We start from the raw sequence: 17,948 nt of genomic DNA on the forward strand, positions 1-17,948 counted from the left end.
GCACCTGACAAGGTGGCCCTATGCCCGAAACCCGTGAGGTCTATGCCGCCGAAGATCTGTTCTCCGGATGGCTCGACGACGCGAGCCGCCGGCCCGGCGAGCCGCTGCGGGTCCGGGTGGGCGAGACGGTGCAGACCTTCGAGCCCGAGACCGAGCCGCGGTTCACCGATCCGGCGCACGTCCAGGAGTTCGTCGACCGGGTGCTGGCCCATCTCGTCGCCACCGAGAGCCGCTACGACGACGGCACGGGACTCGACCTGGCCGCGGTGCCGGTCGTGGTGCGGGCCCGGCGCGGGCGCACCCGCGCCCACTACGAGTACGACGAGCGCCCGCGCCGCGGGGTGATCGCGATCCCGCCCCGCGAGGTGGGCGGCGCCTGGTCCCTGCGCGGGGCGGTCGTGCTGCACGAGATCGCCCACCACCTCGCGGCGGGCGAGGGGCACGGGCGCGAGTTCCGCACGACCCACCTGCGGCTGCTCGAGGACATCGGCCGGCCGGTCCAGGCCGAGCTGCTCCACACCGCCTACCGGCTCAACGGTCTCGACACCGGCGTCGACGGCGACGACCGCACCCTGCTCCGCATCGGGCGGCTGCTGCGGCAGGCCGAGCGCACCTCCAACACCGCCGAGCGCGACGCCTTCTTCGCCAAGGCGCAGGCGCTGGCCACCCGCCACCAGATCGCGCTGGCCGTGGCCCGCGCGACCGCGGGCGCCGAGGAGAAGCGGGAGGAGCCGACCTACGAGACCGTCCTCATCGGTGAGTCCGGCAAGCGCTCCCTGGCCCGCTACGTCCGGCTGATGATCGAGATCGCGCGGGCCAACGACGTCCGGGTGGCGATCTACACGAGCAACACCCGGGTCACCCTCTACGGCTTCCCGAGCGACGTCGCGGTGGTCAAGGCGCTCTACGCGTCGCTGGTGACCCAGATGGTCGCCGACGGCGACGCCCACCTGCGCTCGGGCGCCCACAAGGCCGACGAGCAGCAGGTGTGGAACGCCCGCCGCCGACGCTGGGAGCTCAAGCCGGTCCACGGCTCGACGGCGCGCGCCGCGTTCTACGAGGCATGGGCCGACCACGTCGGCCACCGACTGTCGACCGCACGGCGCGAGGTCCAGGAGGCGGCGGTCGCCGAGGACCCGGCGTCGACCGAGCTGGCGATCCGGGCCAAGGAGGTCGAGATCGTCGACTACTTCGGCAGGATGCAGCGCGAGCACGGCATCCGCGGCACCTGGAAGGGCACGGCCGCCGCGGGCCATGCGGCCCCCGGCTCCCACGAGGCCGGCACCCGCGCCGCGGCCCGCGCCCGGCTCGGCACCGAGCGCGCGATCGAGCGGTGACTCAGGGCCGGTAGGTCAGGGCCGGTAGGTCAGGACCGGTAGGTCAGGACCGGTAGGTCAGCGTCCAGGGCTGCTTGCGGAAGCGCAGGCTGTCGAGGGTGCCGTCGAGGTTGGCCCGCACGAACCGCTGCGCGCCGAGCCGGGCGACGACCGCCCGGATCGCCGGACTCGGCGAGGTCCGCAGGGCCGGCGGGATCTCCAGCATCCCGTTGAACATCCGCGGCGTGCCGTCGAGCCCGCGCGCCCGCTGGAACTGGCGGATGTTGTCGGTCGTGTGCAGCCGCAGCGCGAACCGCTCCCCCGTCGTCAGTCGGACCTCGACCCGCGCGGGCGAGCAGGAGGCGTTGAAGTCGGCGATGGTCACCGTGCCGCCCGGCACGGCGCCGGCGTAGGTCCGGTCCTCGCTCGGGCCGAGGCCGCGGGCGGAGGTGTCGCCGCTCGGGTTGGCGAGCGGGTGGCCGGCGAGTGCGCCGCCGGTGGCGGTGAACGCCCAGCGCGGCGCGGCGATGTCCTTGTGCCAGTAGCCGGCGGCGCCCGACCGGACGCCCTCGACGCGGAGCTCGCGGTGGATCGCGCCCGCGCCGACCTTGTGGATCGAGATCCGGTCGGTGATCGCGCCGGGGATCTTCGGCTGGCGCACCCACGCCGGCGACGGCAGCTGGATCTTGGGCTTCGCGACGCCGCGCTGGTCGTCGTAGGCGTAGTCGAAGAAGACGGGGTCGGCGCCTGCGATGTCGAAGTCGTAGAGCCGGGTCCAGAGGTCGCCGTACCGGCCGACGACGAAGACGGTCGAGCCGGACGCCGACATGCTCGCCGACCGGAACCGGCCGCGGACCGGGCCGCACATCTCATAGCTCTGGTCGTTGGCGAGCCACGGATCGAGGTAGGTCAACCGCTGGCCGCCGTGACTGAGCGTCCAGATGTGCGAGACCTTCCCGTCGCCGACACGGTGCGCGTTGCCGGCGTCGTCGGGCCAGGTCCCGTCCTCGAGCTGGGAGACGACCGACCACGACCAGGTGGCGATGCCGGCGGGCAGCCGGCGGCCGGGTCCGGTCCACACCGGCGGCCCCCAGCGCAATGACCAGTTGAAGAAGCGCGCCGCCTTGAGCGCGCCGTCCATGCCGTAGACCCAGCGGTCGGTGTCGACGGCGATCAGCTCGTCGTCGTCCGCGGAGATGCCGGCGACCTTGCCGGCGAAGCAGGCCGACACGGGCAGCCGCGCCCACGGCTCGCGGAGGCCGGTCACCTCGGTGTTGGACTTGAACCAGATGTGGCCGCCGGAGAGCGCGAACTGGTAGCGCCGGTTGAAGGTCTGGGTCGTGCTCCGGAAGATCACCTGGTCCGGGAGGCTGCGCGGCGCGTCACTCGGATCGCCGTCGCGCAGCGGGTTGCCCTCGTCGACGGTGCGACGGCCGGGCTCGCCGGCCGACTCGAGGAGTCCGATGGTGCCGCCGATGAGCTCCGGGCAGCGCAGCATGTCGGCGCGGTCGGTCAGGAGGGCGTGCACGATGCCGGGCACCTGGGCGAGCAGGTCCTGGAGGTCGATGTCGCCGCCACCGCCGTCGGCCCGGGCCGCGGGCGCCCGCAAGGGCGCGAGCAGCAGCGCCGCCAGCGCCAGGGGCACCAGCAGTGTGGTCGTCCGTCTCATCGGGCCTCCTCGGGTCCGACCATTCAACGCAGCGACGCCGCGGTCAGAATGTGGAGGTTCCCACAACTTCTCCTCAGCCGAGCTGGAGTGCCGCCCAGACCTCGGCCCGCCCCTGCGGCGCGCGCCAGGCGTCGCCGAGCAGCCGCCCGATCCGCGCCAGCCGGTTGCGCACCGTGTTGGCGTGGACGTCGAGATCGCGTGCGACCGCGTCGACCTGACCGTCTCGCTCCAGCCAGCGGCGCAGTGTCGCCACCAGGTCGTGGCGCGGCTCCGCGGCGAGCGGCGCGACCCACCGCTCGTGCAGGCGGCGGGCGAGGGCGGGGTCCTCGTGGAGCGGGACGAGCAGGCCGAGCTCGGCGAGGGTGACCGCTCCGCCGCGCCCGAACCGGGCGCCGACCCGCGCGGCACGGGCCGCGTCGCGCAGCGCGGCCGGCAGCTCCGCCACGCCGGCCGGTCCGCTCACGCCGGCGACCAGCTCGCGCGGGACGCTCGGCGCCCGCGGGACCAGTCCGGCGGTCAGTCCCCACACCGCGCCGTGGTTGGCGAGGCGCAGCGCGGGCGTCGCATCGCCCGCGACCGCCACCGCCCACCACCGCGTCGCCGGGTCGAGGCCCAGCCGGTCGAGCGTCGCACGGGCCGCGTCGAGGTCGCCCGCCTGCAGCTCGGCGATCAGCTGCTCGTGCCGGACGTGATCCTCGGCGTCGGCCTCCGCCGCGCCGCACAGGCCCTGGACCGCCCAGACCGCGACCTGCTCGGCCCAGACCCGCGCCCGCCGCGAGGCCTCGAGGATCTCCCCCGCCGGGACGCCGGCCTCCGTCGCGCGCTCCAGGACGTCGTACTCCACCTCGCGGGCGCCGAGGAGGACCGCGGTGACCAGGTCGTCGACCGCGATGCCCGCACCCGCGCCCTGCGCGCCCGTGCCGATCGCGGCCAGCCGGTCGTCGTCGGTCGGCGCGCCGAACGGGTTGCCGTGGGCAGCCCGCTCAAGGATCCGGGTCATGCCGATCCAGACCTCGCTCGACGGTGTCGTCGCATAGCTCGGCACGCCGCGGGTCACCGACTGCGCCACCTGGCGCACGATCCGGTCACGGTCGGCCCACATCGCGTCGAGATGCGGGCGCATCCGCTGCTCGATGGAGATACTCACAAGCGGCACCCTCCCACCATGGAGGGAACCCCACCGGCGGATCCGGCGACGGCCCCTAGGTTCGGACGACGTGACGCCCCTCCTCAGCACCCTCCTCGGCGCCCTCGTGCCGACCGACGCCGCCCGCGAGGCGCTCGCCATGCTGCGCGACCCGTCGCACCTGCACTGGTACGTCGTGACCTTCTTCGGCATCGTCATGTACGTCTACGCCAACGAGGTCGAGCGCCAGCGGTACGACGTGATCGCCGCCGGGCTCGCCTTCTTCCTGATGGACGTCCTCAACGAGCTGGTCAACTCGGCGTGGTTCCACGTCAGCGACCGCGCGCCGCTGTGGACGGTGACCGGGGACACGGCGTACCTGATCCTGATCGGCTGGTCGATCGAGATCGTCTTCCTGTTCCTGATCAGCGGCATCGAGTTCGTGAAGTTCCTGCCGGCCGACAAGAACCTCCGGATCCTCGGCATCCCGAACCGCTGGGTCTTCATCACCTGGTGGTCGTGCGTGTGTGTCTTCGTCGAGGTGCTGCTGCACCGCGCCGGGATCTTCCACTGGGCGTGGTGGTACTGGAACGAGCCCCTCCTGCTTCCGATCGTGGTGCTCGGCTACGGCACCTTCTTCTGGATCGCCGCGACCGTCTTCGACATGGACAGCCACCGGCGGCGGTTCACCGTGGTCGGCGCGATGGCGGCCGTCGACCTCGCGCTCGCCATGACCTTCGGGGCGGTCGGCTGGCTCTAGACGCCCAGCGGCGGGACCACATACGTCGCCACCAGCTCGCGCTCGGCCGCGGCGTCGGCGCCCGGCATCGCGACCAGGGCGAGGACCGAGCGGACGATCCACTCGCCGTCGCGGGTGTCGGGGCGGGCGACGCCGGTGAGGGTCCTCGCGAGCCCGGCGACCCCCTCCGGGCCGCCGAGCAGGTCGCCGAGACCCGCGCGCTCGCGCAGCCAGGCGGCCACCACCGGGTCGTCGCGGATCGCGGCCGCGGCGGTCACGATCGCCTCGGTCGCCCGGTCGGCGCCTGCCAGTCCCTCGGTGGCCTCCTCGACCCGCGCGACGACGGCCGCGGCGCCGCTGGTGAGCAGCGCGTCGATGAGCGCCCCCCGGCTGCCGACCAGGCGGTAGAACGTGGCGCGCGAGCAGCCCGCCCGCCGGGCGATGGCGTCGGCGGTGGTCCGCTCGATGCCGCGCTCGAGGAAGAGCTCCCCGGCCGCGCGGTGGATCCGTCGCACGGCGGCGTCGCGCCGGCGTCCATCGAGCAGCCAGTCGCCCTGCGTCATGAGCAGAGGGTCTCGCACTGAGACATCGGATCGCCATCTCTGAGCGGCAGATGAGACACATTCTAGGTAACTCCACGCCGACCTGTCCGCTTCTGCTGACGGCCCGCCGCCGCGGGCCGACACTGGCTCCATGCTCCACACCTTCGACGTCTTCGACCCCGCGCTGGTCGACGACCCCTACCCCGCGCTCGCCCGGCTGCGCGCGAGCGATCCGGTGCACCGCGTCGCCGGCACCGACGTCCATCTGGTGACGTCGTGGGACCTGGTCCAGGAGGTGCTCGCCGAGCCCGAGACCTACTCCTCGAAACTGCGCTCGGTGCTGCTGCGGCGGGCCGACGGCAGCGCCACCACGCTCCCGACGGACGGCGGCGGCGCGGTCGAGCAGGTCCTCGCGACCGCGGACGACCCGTCGCACAAGATGCACCGCGGCGTCGTCCTGGCGACGATCGGGCGGCGGATCCGCTCACTGGAGTCGTCGGTCTCGGGCCAGGTCGACCATCTGTGGAGCCGCCACTTCGCCGACGGCGGCGGCGACTGGGCGCGCCACATGGCCGACCGGCTGCCGCTGGTGCTCGTCGCGGAGCTGATCGGCCTGGCGCCGGACGACGTACCGGACCTGCTGCGCTGGGCCTACGACAGCACCGAGATGCTCGGTGGCTGGGTCGACGGCGACCGGCTCGGCACGACGGTCCAGGCCTCCCTGGACCTGCACGCCTACCTCGCCGAGCGGTTCGACGCCGCGCTCGACCGGCCGGGCGACGACCTGATGGGCGAGCTGGCCCTGGCGTGCCAGATCGACGACCTGGACGTCGACACGGCCGTGCTGATCCTGCTGCAGCTCGTCGGCGCGGGCGGCGAGTCGACCGCCGGCCTCGTCGGTACGGCGGCGCGGCGGCTCGCGACCGACTCCTGCCTGCAGAACCTGCTGCGCCGGCAGCCGGACCTGATCGATCCGTTCCTCGACGAGTGCCTGCGCCTGGAGTCACCTTTCCGCGGGCACTACCGCCACGTCGCGGCGCGTACCACGCTCGGCGGCGTCGAGCTGCCCGCCGGCAGCACGCTGCTGCTGCTCTGGGGCGCCGCCAACCGCGATCCCGCGCGCTTCGAGGAGCCGGACACGCTCGACCTCGGCCGGACCGGCATCCGCCAGCACCTCGCGTTCGGGCGCGGCATCCACTTCTGCGTCGGGTCCGCACTGGCCCGGCTCGAGGCGACGGTCGCGATCCATGCGCTGCTCAGTCGGACCACGTCGATCCGGCTCGACGGCGACGAGGCGGACGCCGCAGCCTGGGCGCCGAGCATCTTCGTGCGACGGCACACCCGGCTGCGGCTCGCGCTCTCCTAGGGCCTGCGGACCCGCCGGTTGGCGCGCCCGGTCGCGCGCGCGACCAGCTCGCCATCGTGCGTCACCCGGACCACGAAGAGGTCCTCCTTCGCCAGCCGCTCCGCGACCCGCGCCTCCGCGACCAGCGCGTCGCCGGGCCGCGCCGGGCGCACGTAGTCGATCTGCACCGCGCTCACGACGCCCGAGTGCTCGGCGTCGTTGGCCGCGGCCGCCAGCGCGATGCCCGCGACCGAGAACAGGAAGGCCCCGTGGGCGGTGCCGTGCGGGTTGAGGTGCGCCTCGGTGACGGTCACCCGCGCCTCGGCGTGGCCGCCGCCGTGACCGACGACCTCGACGCGGAGCGTCCCGGCGTAGGCGTCGCGCGGACCGGTCACTGCGGACCGTCGATGAAGATGTCGTACTCCAGCTCGCCGGTGCCGCCGTACGCGGAGAAGTCGGTGACGCCCGCCTCGCGCAGCACCTCGACGTCGAGCACCGCGCGGCCGGTGAACTCCCGGGCGGGCCGGGTCAGGATCTCGATGGCGGCGTCGGCGACGATCCCGGGCGTGCGCGCCTTCGCGATCGCGTCGTCGCCGCCGAGCAGATTCTGGACGGCCGCGGTCGCGATCAGGGTCTCGGGCCACAGGCAGTTGGCGGCCACACCCGCGTCGGCGTACTCCGCGGCCCAGCCGAGCGTCAGCAGCGACATGCCGTACTTGGCGAGGGTGTACGCCGGGTGCTTGCCCAGCCACTCGGGCGACATGTTGAGCGGCGGCGACAGCGACAGGATGTGGGGGTTCGTTCCCTCGCGCAGGTGCGGCAGGCAGGCGCGGGTCAGCAGGTAGGTGCCGCGCAGCTGGATCTGGGTCATCAGGTCGAAGCGCTTGACCGGCAGCTGCTCGGTGCCGTCGAGCGCGATCGCGGAGGCGTTGTTGAGACAGATGTCGATGCCCCCGAAGCGCTCGACCGCCTGCGCGACGGCGTTCTCGACCGACGCCTCGTCGCGGACGTCGCCGACGACGGCGAGCGCCTGGCCGCCGGCCTCCTCGATCTCGGCCGCCGCGGTGTGGACCGTGCCGGGCAGGCGCGGGTCGGGGACGTCGGTCTTCGCGAGCAGGACGACGTTCGCGCCCTCGCGCGCCGCCGCCAGCCCGATCGCCAGCCCGATCCCCCGGCTGCCCCCGGACATCATCAGGGTCCGGCCCGCCAGTCGCTTCTGCGTGTTCGCCTCAGTCATGGCGCCACCGTTACATAGTGCCGACAGCCGCGCCAAGACTGTTAGACATAGATCACAACAGATCGGCGACGGCCGTCCGGAGTCTGTAACATGACCGGGTCATGGCTGCTCTCGACCTCAAGCCCGTCTCCACCCGCTCCGCCCTGCTCACCCTGCTGCTGGGCGCCGAGGTGCCCCGGCTGTCCACCCGCGAGCTCGTCGCGGCGGCGTCCGTCGTCGGCTTCGCCGAGCCGACCGTGCGGGTCGCACTGTCGCGGATGACCGCGGCGGGCGACGTCGTCCGCGACGAGGAGGGCGCCTACCGCCTCTCCGACCGGCTCGTCGCCCGGCAACGCCGGCAGGAGCAGGCCGCCCACCCGTCGCTGCGCGACTGGGACGGCGACTGGGAGCTGGTCGCCGTCACCACCGCCGGTCGCACCGCCAGCGACCGCGCCGACCTGCGCGCGGCGCTCACCGACCTCCGGCTCGCCGAGGTTCGCGAGGGCCTCTGGACCCGGCCCGCCAACCTCGACCTCGACTGGCCCGCCGCCGTCGACGACGTCTGCGAGCGCTTCGTCGGCGCTCCGGTGAGCGAGCCGGCCGACCTCGCCCGACGGCTCTGGAACCTCGACGACTGGGCCGCGACGGCCCGCGCGCTGCTCGACTCCACCGCGACCGACGACCCGGTCCTGCGCTTCACCGCGTGCGCGACCTCGGGGCGCCATCTGCTCACCGACCCGGTGCTGCCGGCCGACCTGCTGCCGGCCAACTGGCCCGGCGACGCACTGCGCGCCTCGCACGTCGCCTACAAGCAGTGGATCGTCGAGATGCGGCGCGCCCTGACCCAGACAGCTCAGTCCTCGGCATAGCCCCGCCCGAGCCCCCACAATGGGTCGGGTGACGGAAACCTCGGAGCCGCGGAACGAGAGCCTGCTCACCGTCCTGGTCGCGCTCGGCGCCAATGCGCTGATCGCCGTCGCCAAGACGGCGGCCGCCGCCATCACCGGCTCCGCGTCGATGGTCGCCGAGGCCGCCCACTCGTGGGCCGACACCGGCAACGAGGTCTTCCTGCTCGTCGGCGAGCGCCAGGCCGCGCGCCCGCCGGACGACGAGCACACGCTCGGCTACGGACGCGCCGGCTACGTGTGGTCGATGTTCGCGGCCTTCGGGCTGTTCACGGTGGGCGCCGCCGTCTCGGTCTGGCACGGCGTGCAGTCCCTCGGCGGGGAGGGAGACACGCCGTCCTATCTGGTGGCCTACCTGGTGCTCGGCATCGCCTTCGTGCTCGAGGGGACGTCCTTCCTGCAGGCGCTGCGCCAGGCCCGCGCGGCCGCCGTACCGCGTCGGCTGCATCCGGTCCGCTACCTGCACGTCACGTCGAACCCGATGCTGCGCGCCGTCGTCGCCGAGGACTCCGCCGCGCTCGTCGGCCTCGGCATCGCCTTCGTCGGCATCCTGCTGCACCAGGTGACGGGCAACCCGGTGTGGGACGCGATCGGCTCCATCGCGGTCGGCGTCCTGCTCGGCGGGGTCGCGCTGTTCCTGATCCGGCGCAACCTCGACTTCCTCACCGGCGAGGCGGTCACCCCGCTGGCACGCAATGTCGTGCTGGGCGCGCTGCTCGAGCACCCCGAGATCGCGCGGGTCAGCTATCTCCACATGGAGTGGGTCGGCGCCGACCGGATCTTCCTCGTCGCCGCCGTCGACGTGGTCGGCGACGCGCCCGAGTCGGATGTCGCCAGCCGGCTCGCCGCCATCGCCGACGCGCTCGAGGAGCGGGACGAGATCGTCCGCGCCGTCCTCACCCTGACCCGGCCGGACGACGACACCGACCTGCACCCGGGACCGCTGCCGGACTGGTATCTCGAGGACGCACCCCGGAGCTGAGCCTCGGCCCGGGTCAGGCCGAGCCCGGCGCCGGCTCGCTGCGGAACCGGTTGGGTCGCCCGGCGATGCCGAGCGCGCGCCAGATGCGGCGCGAGACCGGGTTCATCAGGCCGATCTCCTCGGCGAGCATCCGGACGTCGCCGAACATGTCGCGCAGGAACTTGCGCGACTCGGGGCTGCCCCACCACACCTCGCGGACGACGTCCTTGGGGATGCCCATGTCGCGGATCGCCTTCGGCCCCGGCACGACGATCGCGTCGCACAGCAGCCGCATGATGACGGGCGTCAACACCGACGCGAAGGCGCGCTCGAAGACATTGAGCGCCGGGGCGCGGTGCTCGAGGAACTGGTGGGCGAACCCGATGTGCCGCGCCTCCTCGGCGACGTGGATCTGGCTGATCCGCCGCAGCAGCGGGTGCATCTCCTCGCCGGAGCGGAGCATCACCTTCTGTGCGTGGTCGATCGGCTCCTCGCCCCCGAGGACGCCGACGAAGAAGATGAACGGCAGGTGCTTCGCGGCGAGCGGCAGGATCGGCCCCAGCGCCCGGAAGACGCTGTGCGCACCCGGGACGTCGAGCCCGGTGCGGTTGACGAACTCCTGGAACATCTGCGTGTGATGGCACTCCTCGGTCGCCTCGTGCGTGGAGTACCGGAACTCGGCCCGCCCGTTCGGCAGGTCGAGGCAGTACATCATCAACCCGGCGATGAGCACCTGCTCGAACTGCAGGCCCACCTTGACCACATTGGTCTGGCGGTAGAAGCCGACCTCGATCTGCCGCTCCAGCGGGAGCGACCGGTACCACGCCGTACGCCCCAGCGGGTCGACCTCCGGCAGCACCCAGCGCGGGTCGGCCGGGTCGATCGCGAACGCCGGGTCGTCCCACGCGATGTCGGTGAAGGCGTCGAAGTGCTGCTCGACCGATGCTTCTGACAGCGTCCGAAGCATCGCCTGGTATTCACTCTGGACTGCGCCGATGCCACCCATGCCCCAGATGTTACCGTCGGTAACACGTACCGTCGAGGTGCGGGGGTTGCACGCAGTTCGTGGCGCAACCCCCGCACGCCGGCACTCAGAAGTGGGTGCCGCCGTCGATGCGGACCTCGGTGCCGGTGATGAAGGCGCCGTCGTCGCTGGCGAGGAGCGCGACGACCGAGGCGACCGTCTCCGGGCCCGCGAAGCCCTGGCCGAGGGCGGGGGCGAGCTTCATGAACAGGCTCATGTCGGCGTCCTCGGGCAGGCCGGGGCCGACACTCTGCTTGCTCTGGCCGCTGCCGTCGGTCATGCCGGACGAGATCGAGCCGGGCTGCACGGAGGTGAAGCGGATGCCCTGCTGGGCGTACTCGGCGGCGAGCGCGTGGGTCATCGACTGGATGCCACCCTTGCTCGCGGCATAGGCCGCCATGTAGGGGTGGGCGAACATCGCGGAGGTCGAGCTGAAGTTCACGACCGCGGCGCCATTGCCCTCGCGCAGGGCCGGAATCGCCTCGCGGATCACGATGAAGGTACCGACCAGGTTGATCCGGAGGACCTGCTCGAACGACTCGACGGTGACCTCGTGGGTGTGTCCCGAGCGCAGGATGCCGGCGGCGTTGACGACCGCGTCCAGCCCTCCGAGCGTCTGTACGGCGGTCGCGACGCCCGCCGTGACCGACGCCTCGTCGGCGACGTTCATGACGACGGTCGAGAGCCGGTCGGCCGCGTCGCCCGCCTTGGCGACGGTGTCGGCGAGGCCCGCCTCGCTGACGTCGGCGGCGACGATGCGACCGCCCTCCGCCAGCATTCGCAGCACGGTGGCCTGGCCGATGCCCGAGCCGCCTCCGGTGACCAGGACCCGACGTCCCTCGTAACGGTTCATCTCGATTTCCTCTCTCGTGGTCGCGGTGGCGCTGGTGTCATCGCGTCGATATGGCACAACGTGCCAGATCGGCACAATATGCCCGTACGACGCCACCGATCGCTACGCTGCTCCCTGTGAGCGGAACTTCGGCGAGCCTGACCGAGCGACGTCGTACGGCGACGCAGCTCGAGATCGCGCGCGTCGCCGCGCAGCTGTTCACCGACCACGGCGCGGCCGGCACGACTGCGGAGTCGATCGCGGAGGCCGCCGGCATCTCGCTGCGCACCTTCTACCGCTACAGCCGGACCAAGGAAGACGCGATCGCCCCGCTGCTCACGCTCGGCGGCGACGCCTGGCGCGCCGAGCTCGCCGCGACGCCGCCCGGCTCGCGGCTGGTGCCGGCGATCGAGCAGGCCATGCACGCGACGCTGTCGGCGGCCGACATCGACCACGACCTGCCGTGGATGCGCGGGCTGCTCCGGGCCGCCGAGGACGACGACGACCTGGCCGCGGTCTGGTACCGGGTCAACCGCGACTCCGAGGCCCGGCTGCTGCCGATCCTCGCGCAGATCGCGCCCGACGCCGACGAGCTCGACCTGCGCCTGCTCGCCGCGGCGGCGACCGACGCGATCCGCGTCTCGCTCGAGGACTGGGCCCGACGCGACGAAGCGCAGGCACCGGTCGACCTGGCGGTCCGGTGCCTGCGCTCCCTCACGCGCGGTCTCGGGGGCTGACCCCTCCGGTCAGGCGCCGACGCTCGCGGGGCGTCGCACGTTCTCGATGACCAGGTAGGCCACGATGCCGGTGGCCAGACCGACGACGGCGTCCGAGAGGAAGTCCGCCGAGTAGTGGACGATCACCGCGGCGCCCGCGCCGATCGCCCAGGCGGCGAACGCCGTCAGCCGGGCCTTGGACTCCGTGCGGCCGGCAAGCCGGCGGCCGAGGATGATCTGGTCGGCGATGAGGACGCCGCCGAGCGCCGGGACGAGGACGCCGAGGAACGCCAGCCAGCTGACGAAGTGGTGCCACGCGCCGGCCAACGCGACGACGACGCCGAGCACACCGAGCACGAGGGTCAGCAGCCGCATCGTCGAGCGGGTCAGGTGCGACCAGCCGAGGGCGCCGTTGTAGAGGCAGTGGGTGCAGACCGAGCCCAGGTTGATGAGCACGAAGACCACGACGAAGGCGTTGAGCAGCAGGTTGTCCTCGCCGGTGAGGATCGGCGTGAAGTCCCCGCCGACCGCGCCGGGGTTGGCGATCGCGCCCGCCGCGACGAGCAGGCCGCCGCTGAGCTGGGCGACCAGGCTGGCGATCGGGAACGCGGTCAGCGTGGCGAGGACGGCTTCGCGGCCGTTGCGCGACCAGCGGGTGAAGTCGGCGGTCATCGTGCCGGAGTCGGCGAAGGTGGCCATGATCGAGGTGACCGCGACACCGAAGGTCATCGCTCCCCCGCCGACGCCGGCGTAGCTGGTGACCTGCGAGAAGTCCGCGGTGCTGGCGGCCACTGCGATCGCGATGATCACGGCGACGATGAACAGGGGCGCGGCGATCGCGCCGAGGACCGAGAGCGCCTTGATGCCGACGTACGTGACGGCGATGAAGGCCGCGCCCGCGACGAGGACGACGAGCGACTCGTTCCACCCGAACGCCTGGTTGAGGCTGGCGCCCGTGGCGCCGGTGTTGAACGCGAACCAGCCGACCACGACGGTCGCGAGGAAGCCCGACGCGATCGCGTAGCCGACGGTGCCGAAGGTCTCGGTGGCCTGCAGGGCGAAGCTCTTGCCGGTCTGGCCGGCGCGATAGCTGAGCAGGCTGACGTAGGCGAACATGATCGCGTTGGCGACCAGGATCGCCGCGACGCCCTGCCAGAACCCGAGGAGCGCGACCACGAGGCCGCCCGGGATCGCGTTGGTCAGGATCATCGGGAAGCCGAACCAGACGGCCGAGACCGTCAGCAGCGACTTGCGATGGGTGACCGGGACCGGCTCGTGCTCGAACTCGGACTCGAGCTCCCGGCCGCCGGCGGCGTCGTGCGGTGCGCGCGGGTCCTGCTGCTCGCGGTCGGCGGAGGAGACTCCGGACGATGTGGTCATCGATGACACTCTCTGCTCAGGGGACATCGGCGGCGAGTTGGTATGCCATTGACGCCACCTCGATGCGAGACCGCGGAGGCATGCGACCCCAGCTCGCGTGTGATCGCGTGTAATCGCGTGTGATCCCGTGTGACCAACCCGTCACCCGATCAGAATGGTATGCCATTTGGTCCGGCTTGGGGATCCCCCCCGGAATCCGCGGCGCGGCGCGCGGCCTAGCCGGCGGACTCGACCTGCTCGCTCGCGCCGCCGAGCAGCGGGTCGTCGTCGCGCCAGGTCGGGTCGTCGAGGTAGCGGATGTTGCCCATGTGGGCCAGGATCAGCGCGCTCACCTTGGCCACGTCGCGCGCGGCGATCGCGTCGTAGAGCGCCTGGTGCTCCTCGGCCACGCCGTCGATGTCCTCGTGCTGCAGGAGCAGCCAGCGGATCCGGCTCTTGAGCATGCCGCCGATCTCGTGCAGCAGGTCGTTGCCGGCGAGCATGGTGACCTGCTCGTGGAAGTCGGCGGCGGCACGCCGGGCGAGGGCGGCGTCTCCGCTGCGGGCCGCGGCCAGCTCGGCGTCGAGGACGGCGCGCAGCGCGCTCAGCCCGTCGCGCGTACGGCGGTTGGCCGCGAGCCGGAAGGTCAGCACCTCGAGCGCGGAGCGCACCTCGTTGAGGTCGGCGACGTCGGCCGGCGTGAACTCGCGGACGACGGCCCACGTGCGCGGGCGGGGCGTCACCAGGCCCTCGGTCACCAGCACCTTGAGGGCGTCGCGGACCGGCACCCGGCTCACGCCGAGCTCGTCGGCGAGGTCGCGCTCGACCAGCTTGGACCCCGGCGCGCGGACGCCGTCGAGGATCTGGTCGCGGATCGCGGCGGCGACCCGGGCCGACTCCGACTCGAAGTCCGGGCTGGTCAGGCTGCCCGAGCGGGCGTCCAGGCTGTCCGTGCGGTCCGACATGAGAGCCATTCTCCCATCGTGCCCCGTAACCGCCGCGGCTCGGGCAAGTTGTCCCGGTGAACCGGCCGATCGGGCAACGTAGGACAACCATGCGACCTGGGGACTACGACCGCGGCTCCGTGGCCTCCGCGCTCCTGGCGGGGACCTGGGTACTGGCGCCGGTCGCGCTCGCGTTGGGGGTGCGCGGCCTGCGCCGTACCGGGGCCGGGCGGCAGCGCGGCCGCAGGTGCGCCGTCCTGGGCATCGTCGGCGGACTGCTCGGCATCGCCGCCTTCGCCGGCGCGGTCGCTCTCGCCCGCTGGTACGACGACCTCGACATGCTGTCCCGAGCGCCCTCGAGCTCGGCGACTGCGTCGACAGCAGCTTCGACCGCACCGGCGAGAGCGACGACACGATCGTGTTCGTCCGGCGCTCGTGCACCGCGCCGCACCACGCCGAGGTCGTGGAGACCGGCGTCTTCGACCCCGTCCGCTGGTCGACCTCGCTCAGCTGACGGCGCCCGGGCTACGGGGCGACGCCGACCGCCCCGACCGGAAGGTGTCGTGCGGAGGCGACCACGACGGTGAGATCACCTTCCGGTTCGACCTGACCGGCGGCGACTTCCCCGGCGACGAGGCCGTGTCCGAGCGGGCGTCCGCGCGGTGGGGCGGCGGCCCCTGCGGACTACTACGGCGCCCCGCGCGCCCGCTCGGGTCTCGACGCCGTCCGCTACTACCCGCGCCGTGACTCCTGGGAGGCCGGCGACCGCGAGGTCGTCTGAATCTTCGATCCGTCGGGCCCGCGGATCGGCTCGGTCCGCGGCCTGGGGGCGCCGGCCGCATAGACCCGCCCTGGACACACTGCCTAGAGGGGCGCGACCTGGATGAGCAGCTTGCCGAAGTTGCGCCCGACGAGCAGCCCGCGGAACGCCTCCGGCGTGTTCTCGAGCCCCTCGACGATATCCTCGCGGTAGCGGACGCGACCGTCGCGGACCCACTCCCCCATGTCGGCGAGGAAGGGCTTGAACAGGGTCGGCTCGAACTCGCTCTGGATGAAGCCGCGGACGGTCAGGCTCTGGGTGAGGATCCGGCTCATGTAGCCGGGAAGCCGGTCGGGCCCCTCGGGCGCGGAGGTCGCGTTGTAGTTGGCGACCAGTCCGCACACCGGCACCCGGGCGTAGAGGTTGAGCCGCCGGTTGACGGCGTCGGCCACCGGGCCGCCGACGTTCTCGAAGTAGACGTCGATGCCGTCGGGCGTGGCCGCGGCGAGGTCGTCGCGGAAGGTCGGCGAGCGGTGGTCGAGGGCGACGTCGAAGCCGAACTCCTCGGTGAGCGCGCGGACCTTCTCCGGCCCGCCGGCGATGCCCACCGCGCGGGCGCCCTTGATCTTCGCGATCTGCCCGACGGCCGAGCCGACCGGACCGGTGGCCGCCGCGACGACGACCGTCTCGCCGGGCTGGGGCCGGCCGATCTCGAGCAGTCCGGCGTACGCCGTGAAGCCCGGCATCCCGAGCACGCCGAGGGCCGTCGACACCGGCGCCGCGTCGGGGTCGAGGCGGCGGGTGTGCTGTGCGTCGGCGACCGCGTGCGTCTGCCAGCCGGTGTAGGCGAGCACCAGGTCGCCGACCGCGCGCCGGTCGGAGCGGCTCTCGATGACCTCGCACACCGTCTGGCCGACCATCACGCCGCCGAGCGGGACCGGCGCGGCGTACGACTTGGCGTCGCTCATCCGGCCGCGCATGTAGGGGTCGAGCGAGAGGTAGATCGTGCGGAGGAGCACCTGCCCCTCGGCGAGCTCGGGGAGGTCGTCGGTGACGAACGCGAAGTCGTCGTCCGTGGGCTCGCCGACGGGACGGGACGCGAGGCGGATCTGGGTGGTCTGCACGGATCCGAACCTACCGGCCGCCCCGATGGCGACCGTCCGTCACGACGCGAAGAACGCCCGGGTGGGCTCGTCGGCGGGCAGGAAGGTCTCGACGTGCAGCCCCTCGAGCGCCGCGTCGGTGGCCGTCGTCAGCTGGGCGGCGGTGCTGAACATGCTGAGCGTCCGGTCGCCGACCCGCAGCCGCATCGTCAGCACCGGTCCCGGCGTCGGCTCCAGCCGCGGCACTCCCCCACGGAGCGCGGTGATCTCAGCGGCGAGCGCCTCGTGCCGAGAGTCGTGGGTGCGCTCGGCGCGGTGCAGCACCTGGTGGTGGAGGTGGGCGGCCCACTGGTCGAGGTTCTCGATCCGGGAGGCGAGGCCGTCGGGGTGCACGCTCAGCCGGATCACGTTGAGCGGCGGCTCGAGCAGTGCCGGCGAGCAGCCGGCGAGCAGGGCCGTGACGGCCTCGTTGGCGTCGACGACGTCCCAGTGGTCGTCGAGCAGCAGCGCCGGGTAGGGCAGGTGGGCGTCGAGGAGGCCGCGCAGGCCGTCCATGACGACCGCGAGCGAGGCGTCGTCCCAGGCGCGCTCGTCGTAGCGCGGGGCGTAGCCGGCGGCGAGCAGCAGCCGGTTGCGGTCGCGCAGCGGCACGTCGAGGCTGTCGGCCAGGTGCAGGATCATCTCCGGCGTCGGGTGCGCGCGGCCCGTCTCGACGCGGCTCAGGTGGCGCGTCGAGACGGTCGTTCGGTTCGACAGCTCCTGCTGGCTGAACCGGCGGCGCTCGCGCCACCGCCGCAGCATCGGCCCCACCTGCGGCGCTTCGAGTACGGCGGTCATGGGCCCACCCTAGGGAGATGGCGTCGCGCTCCCCATGACCTCGGAGGTCATGGCGCCGCGGCCCGACTGCGACCACGGTGGAGCCCGTCCCCAGCAGCAACCACCGAACGGAGCACCGCCATGAACCCCATCGTCGACGCCTACCTCGCCACCTGGAACGCCGCGCCCGCCGAGCGGGAGCAGCTGCTCGCCGACCACTTCTCCCCCGAGGTCACCTACGTCGACCCGCTCACCGAGGTCGCCGGTCACGCCGGGATGCACGCGCTGATCGAGGGCGTCCGGACCCAGTTCCCCGGGTTCGTGTTCACGCCCGTCGGCGACCCCGACGGCCACCACGACCGGCTGCGCTTCCAGTGGGGCCTCGGGCCGGAGGGCGCGGAGCCGGTCGTGATCGGCTTCGACGTCGTGGTGCTCGACGAGGCCGGGCGGGTCCGCGACGTCCACGGCTTCCTGGACCGGGTGCCCGCCTGAGGAGTTCACCTCGCGTTCGCCGACACCTCCCTGGAGTGCCATCGGTGGGACGCCCGACGCGCGCAGCCTGACGCGCGACTCCC

18 protein-coding genes are annotated in these 17,948 nt (G+C 72.9%); 7 read left to right on the forward strand and 11 right to left on the reverse strand.

The window, feature by feature from the left end:
• Window positions 1-20 precede the first annotated feature (20 nt).
• On the forward strand, window positions 21-1,337 hold the full coding sequence (locus AB4880_RS24220; protein WP_367921789.1) for a TIGR04338 family metallohydrolase: 1,317 nt from the start codon (window positions 21-23) through the stop codon (window positions 1,335-1,337).
• Window positions 1,338-1,380: 43 nt separating this feature from the next.
• Here AB4880_RS24220 and AB4880_RS24225 read toward each other — a convergent pair whose 3' ends face one another.
• A complete protein-coding gene (locus tag AB4880_RS24225) occupies window positions 1,381-2,985 on the reverse strand; it encodes a hypothetical protein (protein ID WP_367921790.1) in 1,605 nt (534 codons plus the stop codon).
• 73 nt (window positions 2,986-3,058) lie between these two features.
• Complete coding sequence (locus AB4880_RS24230) at window positions 3,059-4,132, reverse strand: helix-turn-helix domain-containing protein (protein WP_367921791.1); 1,074 nt, start codon at window positions 4,130-4,132, stop codon at window positions 3,059-3,061.
• A gap of 70 nt (window positions 4,133-4,202) precedes the next feature.
• Between AB4880_RS24230 and AB4880_RS24235 the strand changes: the two genes are divergently transcribed.
• On the forward strand, window positions 4,203-4,871 hold the full coding sequence (locus AB4880_RS24235) for a hypothetical protein (protein ID WP_367921792.1): 669 nt from the start codon (window positions 4,203-4,205) through the stop codon (window positions 4,869-4,871).
• Here the strand turns inward: AB4880_RS24235 and AB4880_RS24240 are convergent.
• Window positions 4,868-5,413 (reverse strand): TetR/AcrR family transcriptional regulator, encoded by a 546-nt coding sequence (locus tag AB4880_RS24240; RefSeq protein WP_367921793.1) that lies wholly within the window; start codon window positions 5,411-5,413, stop codon window positions 4,868-4,870. The two genes, AB4880_RS24235 and AB4880_RS24240, sit on opposite strands and share 4 nt — an antisense overlap.
• 130 nt (window positions 5,414-5,543) lie before the next feature.
• On the opposite strand from AB4880_RS24240, the gene AB4880_RS24245 reads away from it, so the two are divergent.
• On the forward strand, window positions 5,544-6,758 hold the full coding sequence (locus AB4880_RS24245; RefSeq protein ID WP_367921794.1) for a cytochrome P450: 1,215 nt from the start codon (window positions 5,544-5,546) through the stop codon (window positions 6,756-6,758).
• On the opposite strand, the gene AB4880_RS24250 is transcribed toward AB4880_RS24245, so the two are convergent.
• Together AB4880_RS24250 and AB4880_RS24255 are read right to left on the reverse strand one after the other, a co-directional pair.
• Entirely contained in the window at window positions 6,755-7,132 is a 378-nt protein-coding gene (locus AB4880_RS24250) for a PaaI family thioesterase (protein WP_367921795.1), read from the reverse strand. The genes AB4880_RS24245 and AB4880_RS24250 overlap by 4 nt on opposite strands.
• Window positions 7,129-7,974, reverse strand: coding sequence for an SDR family oxidoreductase (locus AB4880_RS24255; RefSeq protein ID WP_367921796.1), 846 nt, complete (start codon window positions 7,972-7,974; stop codon window positions 7,129-7,131). Before AB4880_RS24255 ends, AB4880_RS24250 begins: the two co-directional genes overlap by 4 nt.
• 101 nt (window positions 7,975-8,075) lie before the next feature.
• Between AB4880_RS24255 and AB4880_RS24260 the strand changes: the two genes are divergently transcribed.
• Complete coding sequence (locus AB4880_RS24260; RefSeq protein WP_367921797.1) at window positions 8,076-8,822, forward strand: PaaX family transcriptional regulator C-terminal domain-containing protein; 747 nt, start codon at window positions 8,076-8,078, stop codon at window positions 8,820-8,822.
• Window positions 8,823-8,850: 28 nt separating this feature from the next.
• Complete coding sequence (locus AB4880_RS24265) at window positions 8,851-9,840, forward strand: cation diffusion facilitator family transporter (protein WP_367921798.1); 990 nt, start codon at window positions 8,851-8,853, stop codon at window positions 9,838-9,840.
• A gap of 13 nt (window positions 9,841-9,853) precedes the next feature.
• Here AB4880_RS24265 and AB4880_RS24270 read toward each other — a convergent pair whose 3' ends face one another.
• Entirely contained in the window at window positions 9,854-10,825 is a 972-nt protein-coding gene (locus AB4880_RS24270; protein ID WP_367921799.1) for an AurF N-oxygenase family protein, read from the reverse strand.
• Window positions 10,826-10,910: 85 nt separating this feature from the next.
• On the reverse strand, window positions 10,911-11,696 hold the full coding sequence (locus tag AB4880_RS24275) for an SDR family NAD(P)-dependent oxidoreductase (protein WP_367921800.1): 786 nt from the start codon (window positions 11,694-11,696) through the stop codon (window positions 10,911-10,913).
• A gap of 116 nt (window positions 11,697-11,812) precedes the next feature.
• Here AB4880_RS24275 and AB4880_RS24280 point away from each other — a divergent pair, with 116 nt between their 5' ends.
• Entirely contained in the window at window positions 11,813-12,412 is a 600-nt protein-coding gene (locus tag AB4880_RS24280) for a TetR/AcrR family transcriptional regulator (RefSeq protein ID WP_367921801.1), read from the forward strand.
• Window positions 12,413-12,421: 9 nt separating this feature from the next.
• On the opposite strand, the gene AB4880_RS24285 is transcribed toward AB4880_RS24280, so the two are convergent.
• The 4 genes from AB4880_RS24285 to AB4880_RS24300 form a co-directional block, all read right to left on the reverse strand.
• On the reverse strand, window positions 12,422-13,771 hold the full coding sequence (locus tag AB4880_RS24285) for a cytosine permease (RefSeq protein WP_367921802.1): 1,350 nt from the start codon (window positions 13,769-13,771) through the stop codon (window positions 12,422-12,424).
• 215 nt (window positions 13,772-13,986) lie between these two features.
• Window positions 13,987-14,715 (reverse strand): GntR family transcriptional regulator, encoded by a 729-nt coding sequence (locus AB4880_RS24290; RefSeq protein ID WP_367921803.1) that lies wholly within the window; start codon window positions 14,713-14,715, stop codon window positions 13,987-13,989.
• Window positions 14,716-15,558: 843 nt separating this feature from the next.
• Window positions 15,559-16,578, reverse strand: coding sequence for an NADPH-dependent curcumin/dihydrocurcumin reductase (curA, locus tag AB4880_RS24295; RefSeq protein WP_367921804.1), 1,020 nt, complete (start codon window positions 16,576-16,578; stop codon window positions 15,559-15,561).
• Window positions 16,579-16,617: 39 nt separating this feature from the next.
• The gene (locus AB4880_RS24300) at window positions 16,618-17,394 is read right to left on the reverse strand and encodes a helix-turn-helix domain-containing protein (RefSeq protein ID WP_367921805.1); all 777 of its coding nucleotides are present in this window, start codon (window positions 17,392-17,394) and stop codon (window positions 16,618-16,620) included.
• Window positions 17,395-17,514: 120 nt separating this feature from the next.
• On the opposite strand from AB4880_RS24300, the gene AB4880_RS24305 reads away from it, so the two are divergent.
• On the forward strand, window positions 17,515-17,865 hold the full coding sequence (locus AB4880_RS24305) for a nuclear transport factor 2 family protein (protein ID WP_367921806.1): 351 nt from the start codon (window positions 17,515-17,517) through the stop codon (window positions 17,863-17,865).
• Window positions 17,866-17,948: the final 83 nt, after the last annotated feature.

The organism is Nocardioides ginsengisoli (genome assembly GCF_039537225.1).
Lineage (GTDB): Bacteria > Actinomycetota > Actinomycetes > Propionibacteriales > Nocardioidaceae > Nocardioides > Nocardioides ginsengisoli.

What these genes read in the sequence shown, in the direction of transcription:
- AB4880_RS24220 (WP_367921789.1), top strand. Translation starts at nt 21, where the DNA reads ATGCCCGAAACCCGTGAGGTCTATGCCGCCGAAGATCTGTTCTCCGGA.
- AB4880_RS24225 (WP_367921790.1), bottom strand. Translation starts at nt 2,985, where the DNA reads ATGAGACGGACGACCACACTGCTGGTGCCCCTGGCGCTGGCGGCGCTG.
- AB4880_RS24240 (WP_367921793.1), bottom strand. Translation starts at nt 5,413, where the DNA reads ATGACGCAGGGCGACTGGCTGCTCGATGGACGCCGGCGCGACGCCGCC.
- AB4880_RS24245 (WP_367921794.1), top strand. Translation starts at nt 5,544, where the DNA reads ATGCTCCACACCTTCGACGTCTTCGACCCCGCGCTGGTCGACGACCCC.
- AB4880_RS24255 (WP_367921796.1), bottom strand. Translation starts at nt 7,974, where the DNA reads ATGACTGAGGCGAACACGCAGAAGCGACTGGCGGGCCGGACCCTGATG.
- AB4880_RS24260 (WP_367921797.1), top strand. Translation starts at nt 8,076, where the DNA reads ATGGCTGCTCTCGACCTCAAGCCCGTCTCCACCCGCTCCGCCCTGCTC.
- AB4880_RS24270 (WP_367921799.1), bottom strand. Translation starts at nt 10,825, where the DNA reads ATGGGTGGCATCGGCGCAGTCCAGAGTGAATACCAGGCGATGCTTCGG.
- AB4880_RS24275 (WP_367921800.1), bottom strand. Translation starts at nt 11,696, where the DNA reads ATGAACCGTTACGAGGGACGTCGGGTCCTGGTCACCGGAGGCGGCTCG.
- AB4880_RS24285 (WP_367921802.1), bottom strand. Translation starts at nt 13,771, where the DNA reads ATGACCACATCGTCCGGAGTCTCCTCCGCCGACCGCGAGCAGCAGGAC.
- AB4880_RS24290 (WP_367921803.1), bottom strand. Translation starts at nt 14,715, where the DNA reads ATGTCGGACCGCACGGACAGCCTGGACGCCCGCTCGGGCAGCCTGACC.
- AB4880_RS24300 (WP_367921805.1), bottom strand. Translation starts at nt 17,394, where the DNA reads ATGACCGCCGTACTCGAAGCGCCGCAGGTGGGGCCGATGCTGCGGCGG.
- AB4880_RS24305 (WP_367921806.1), top strand. Translation starts at nt 17,515, where the DNA reads ATGAACCCCATCGTCGACGCCTACCTCGCCACCTGGAACGCCGCGCCC.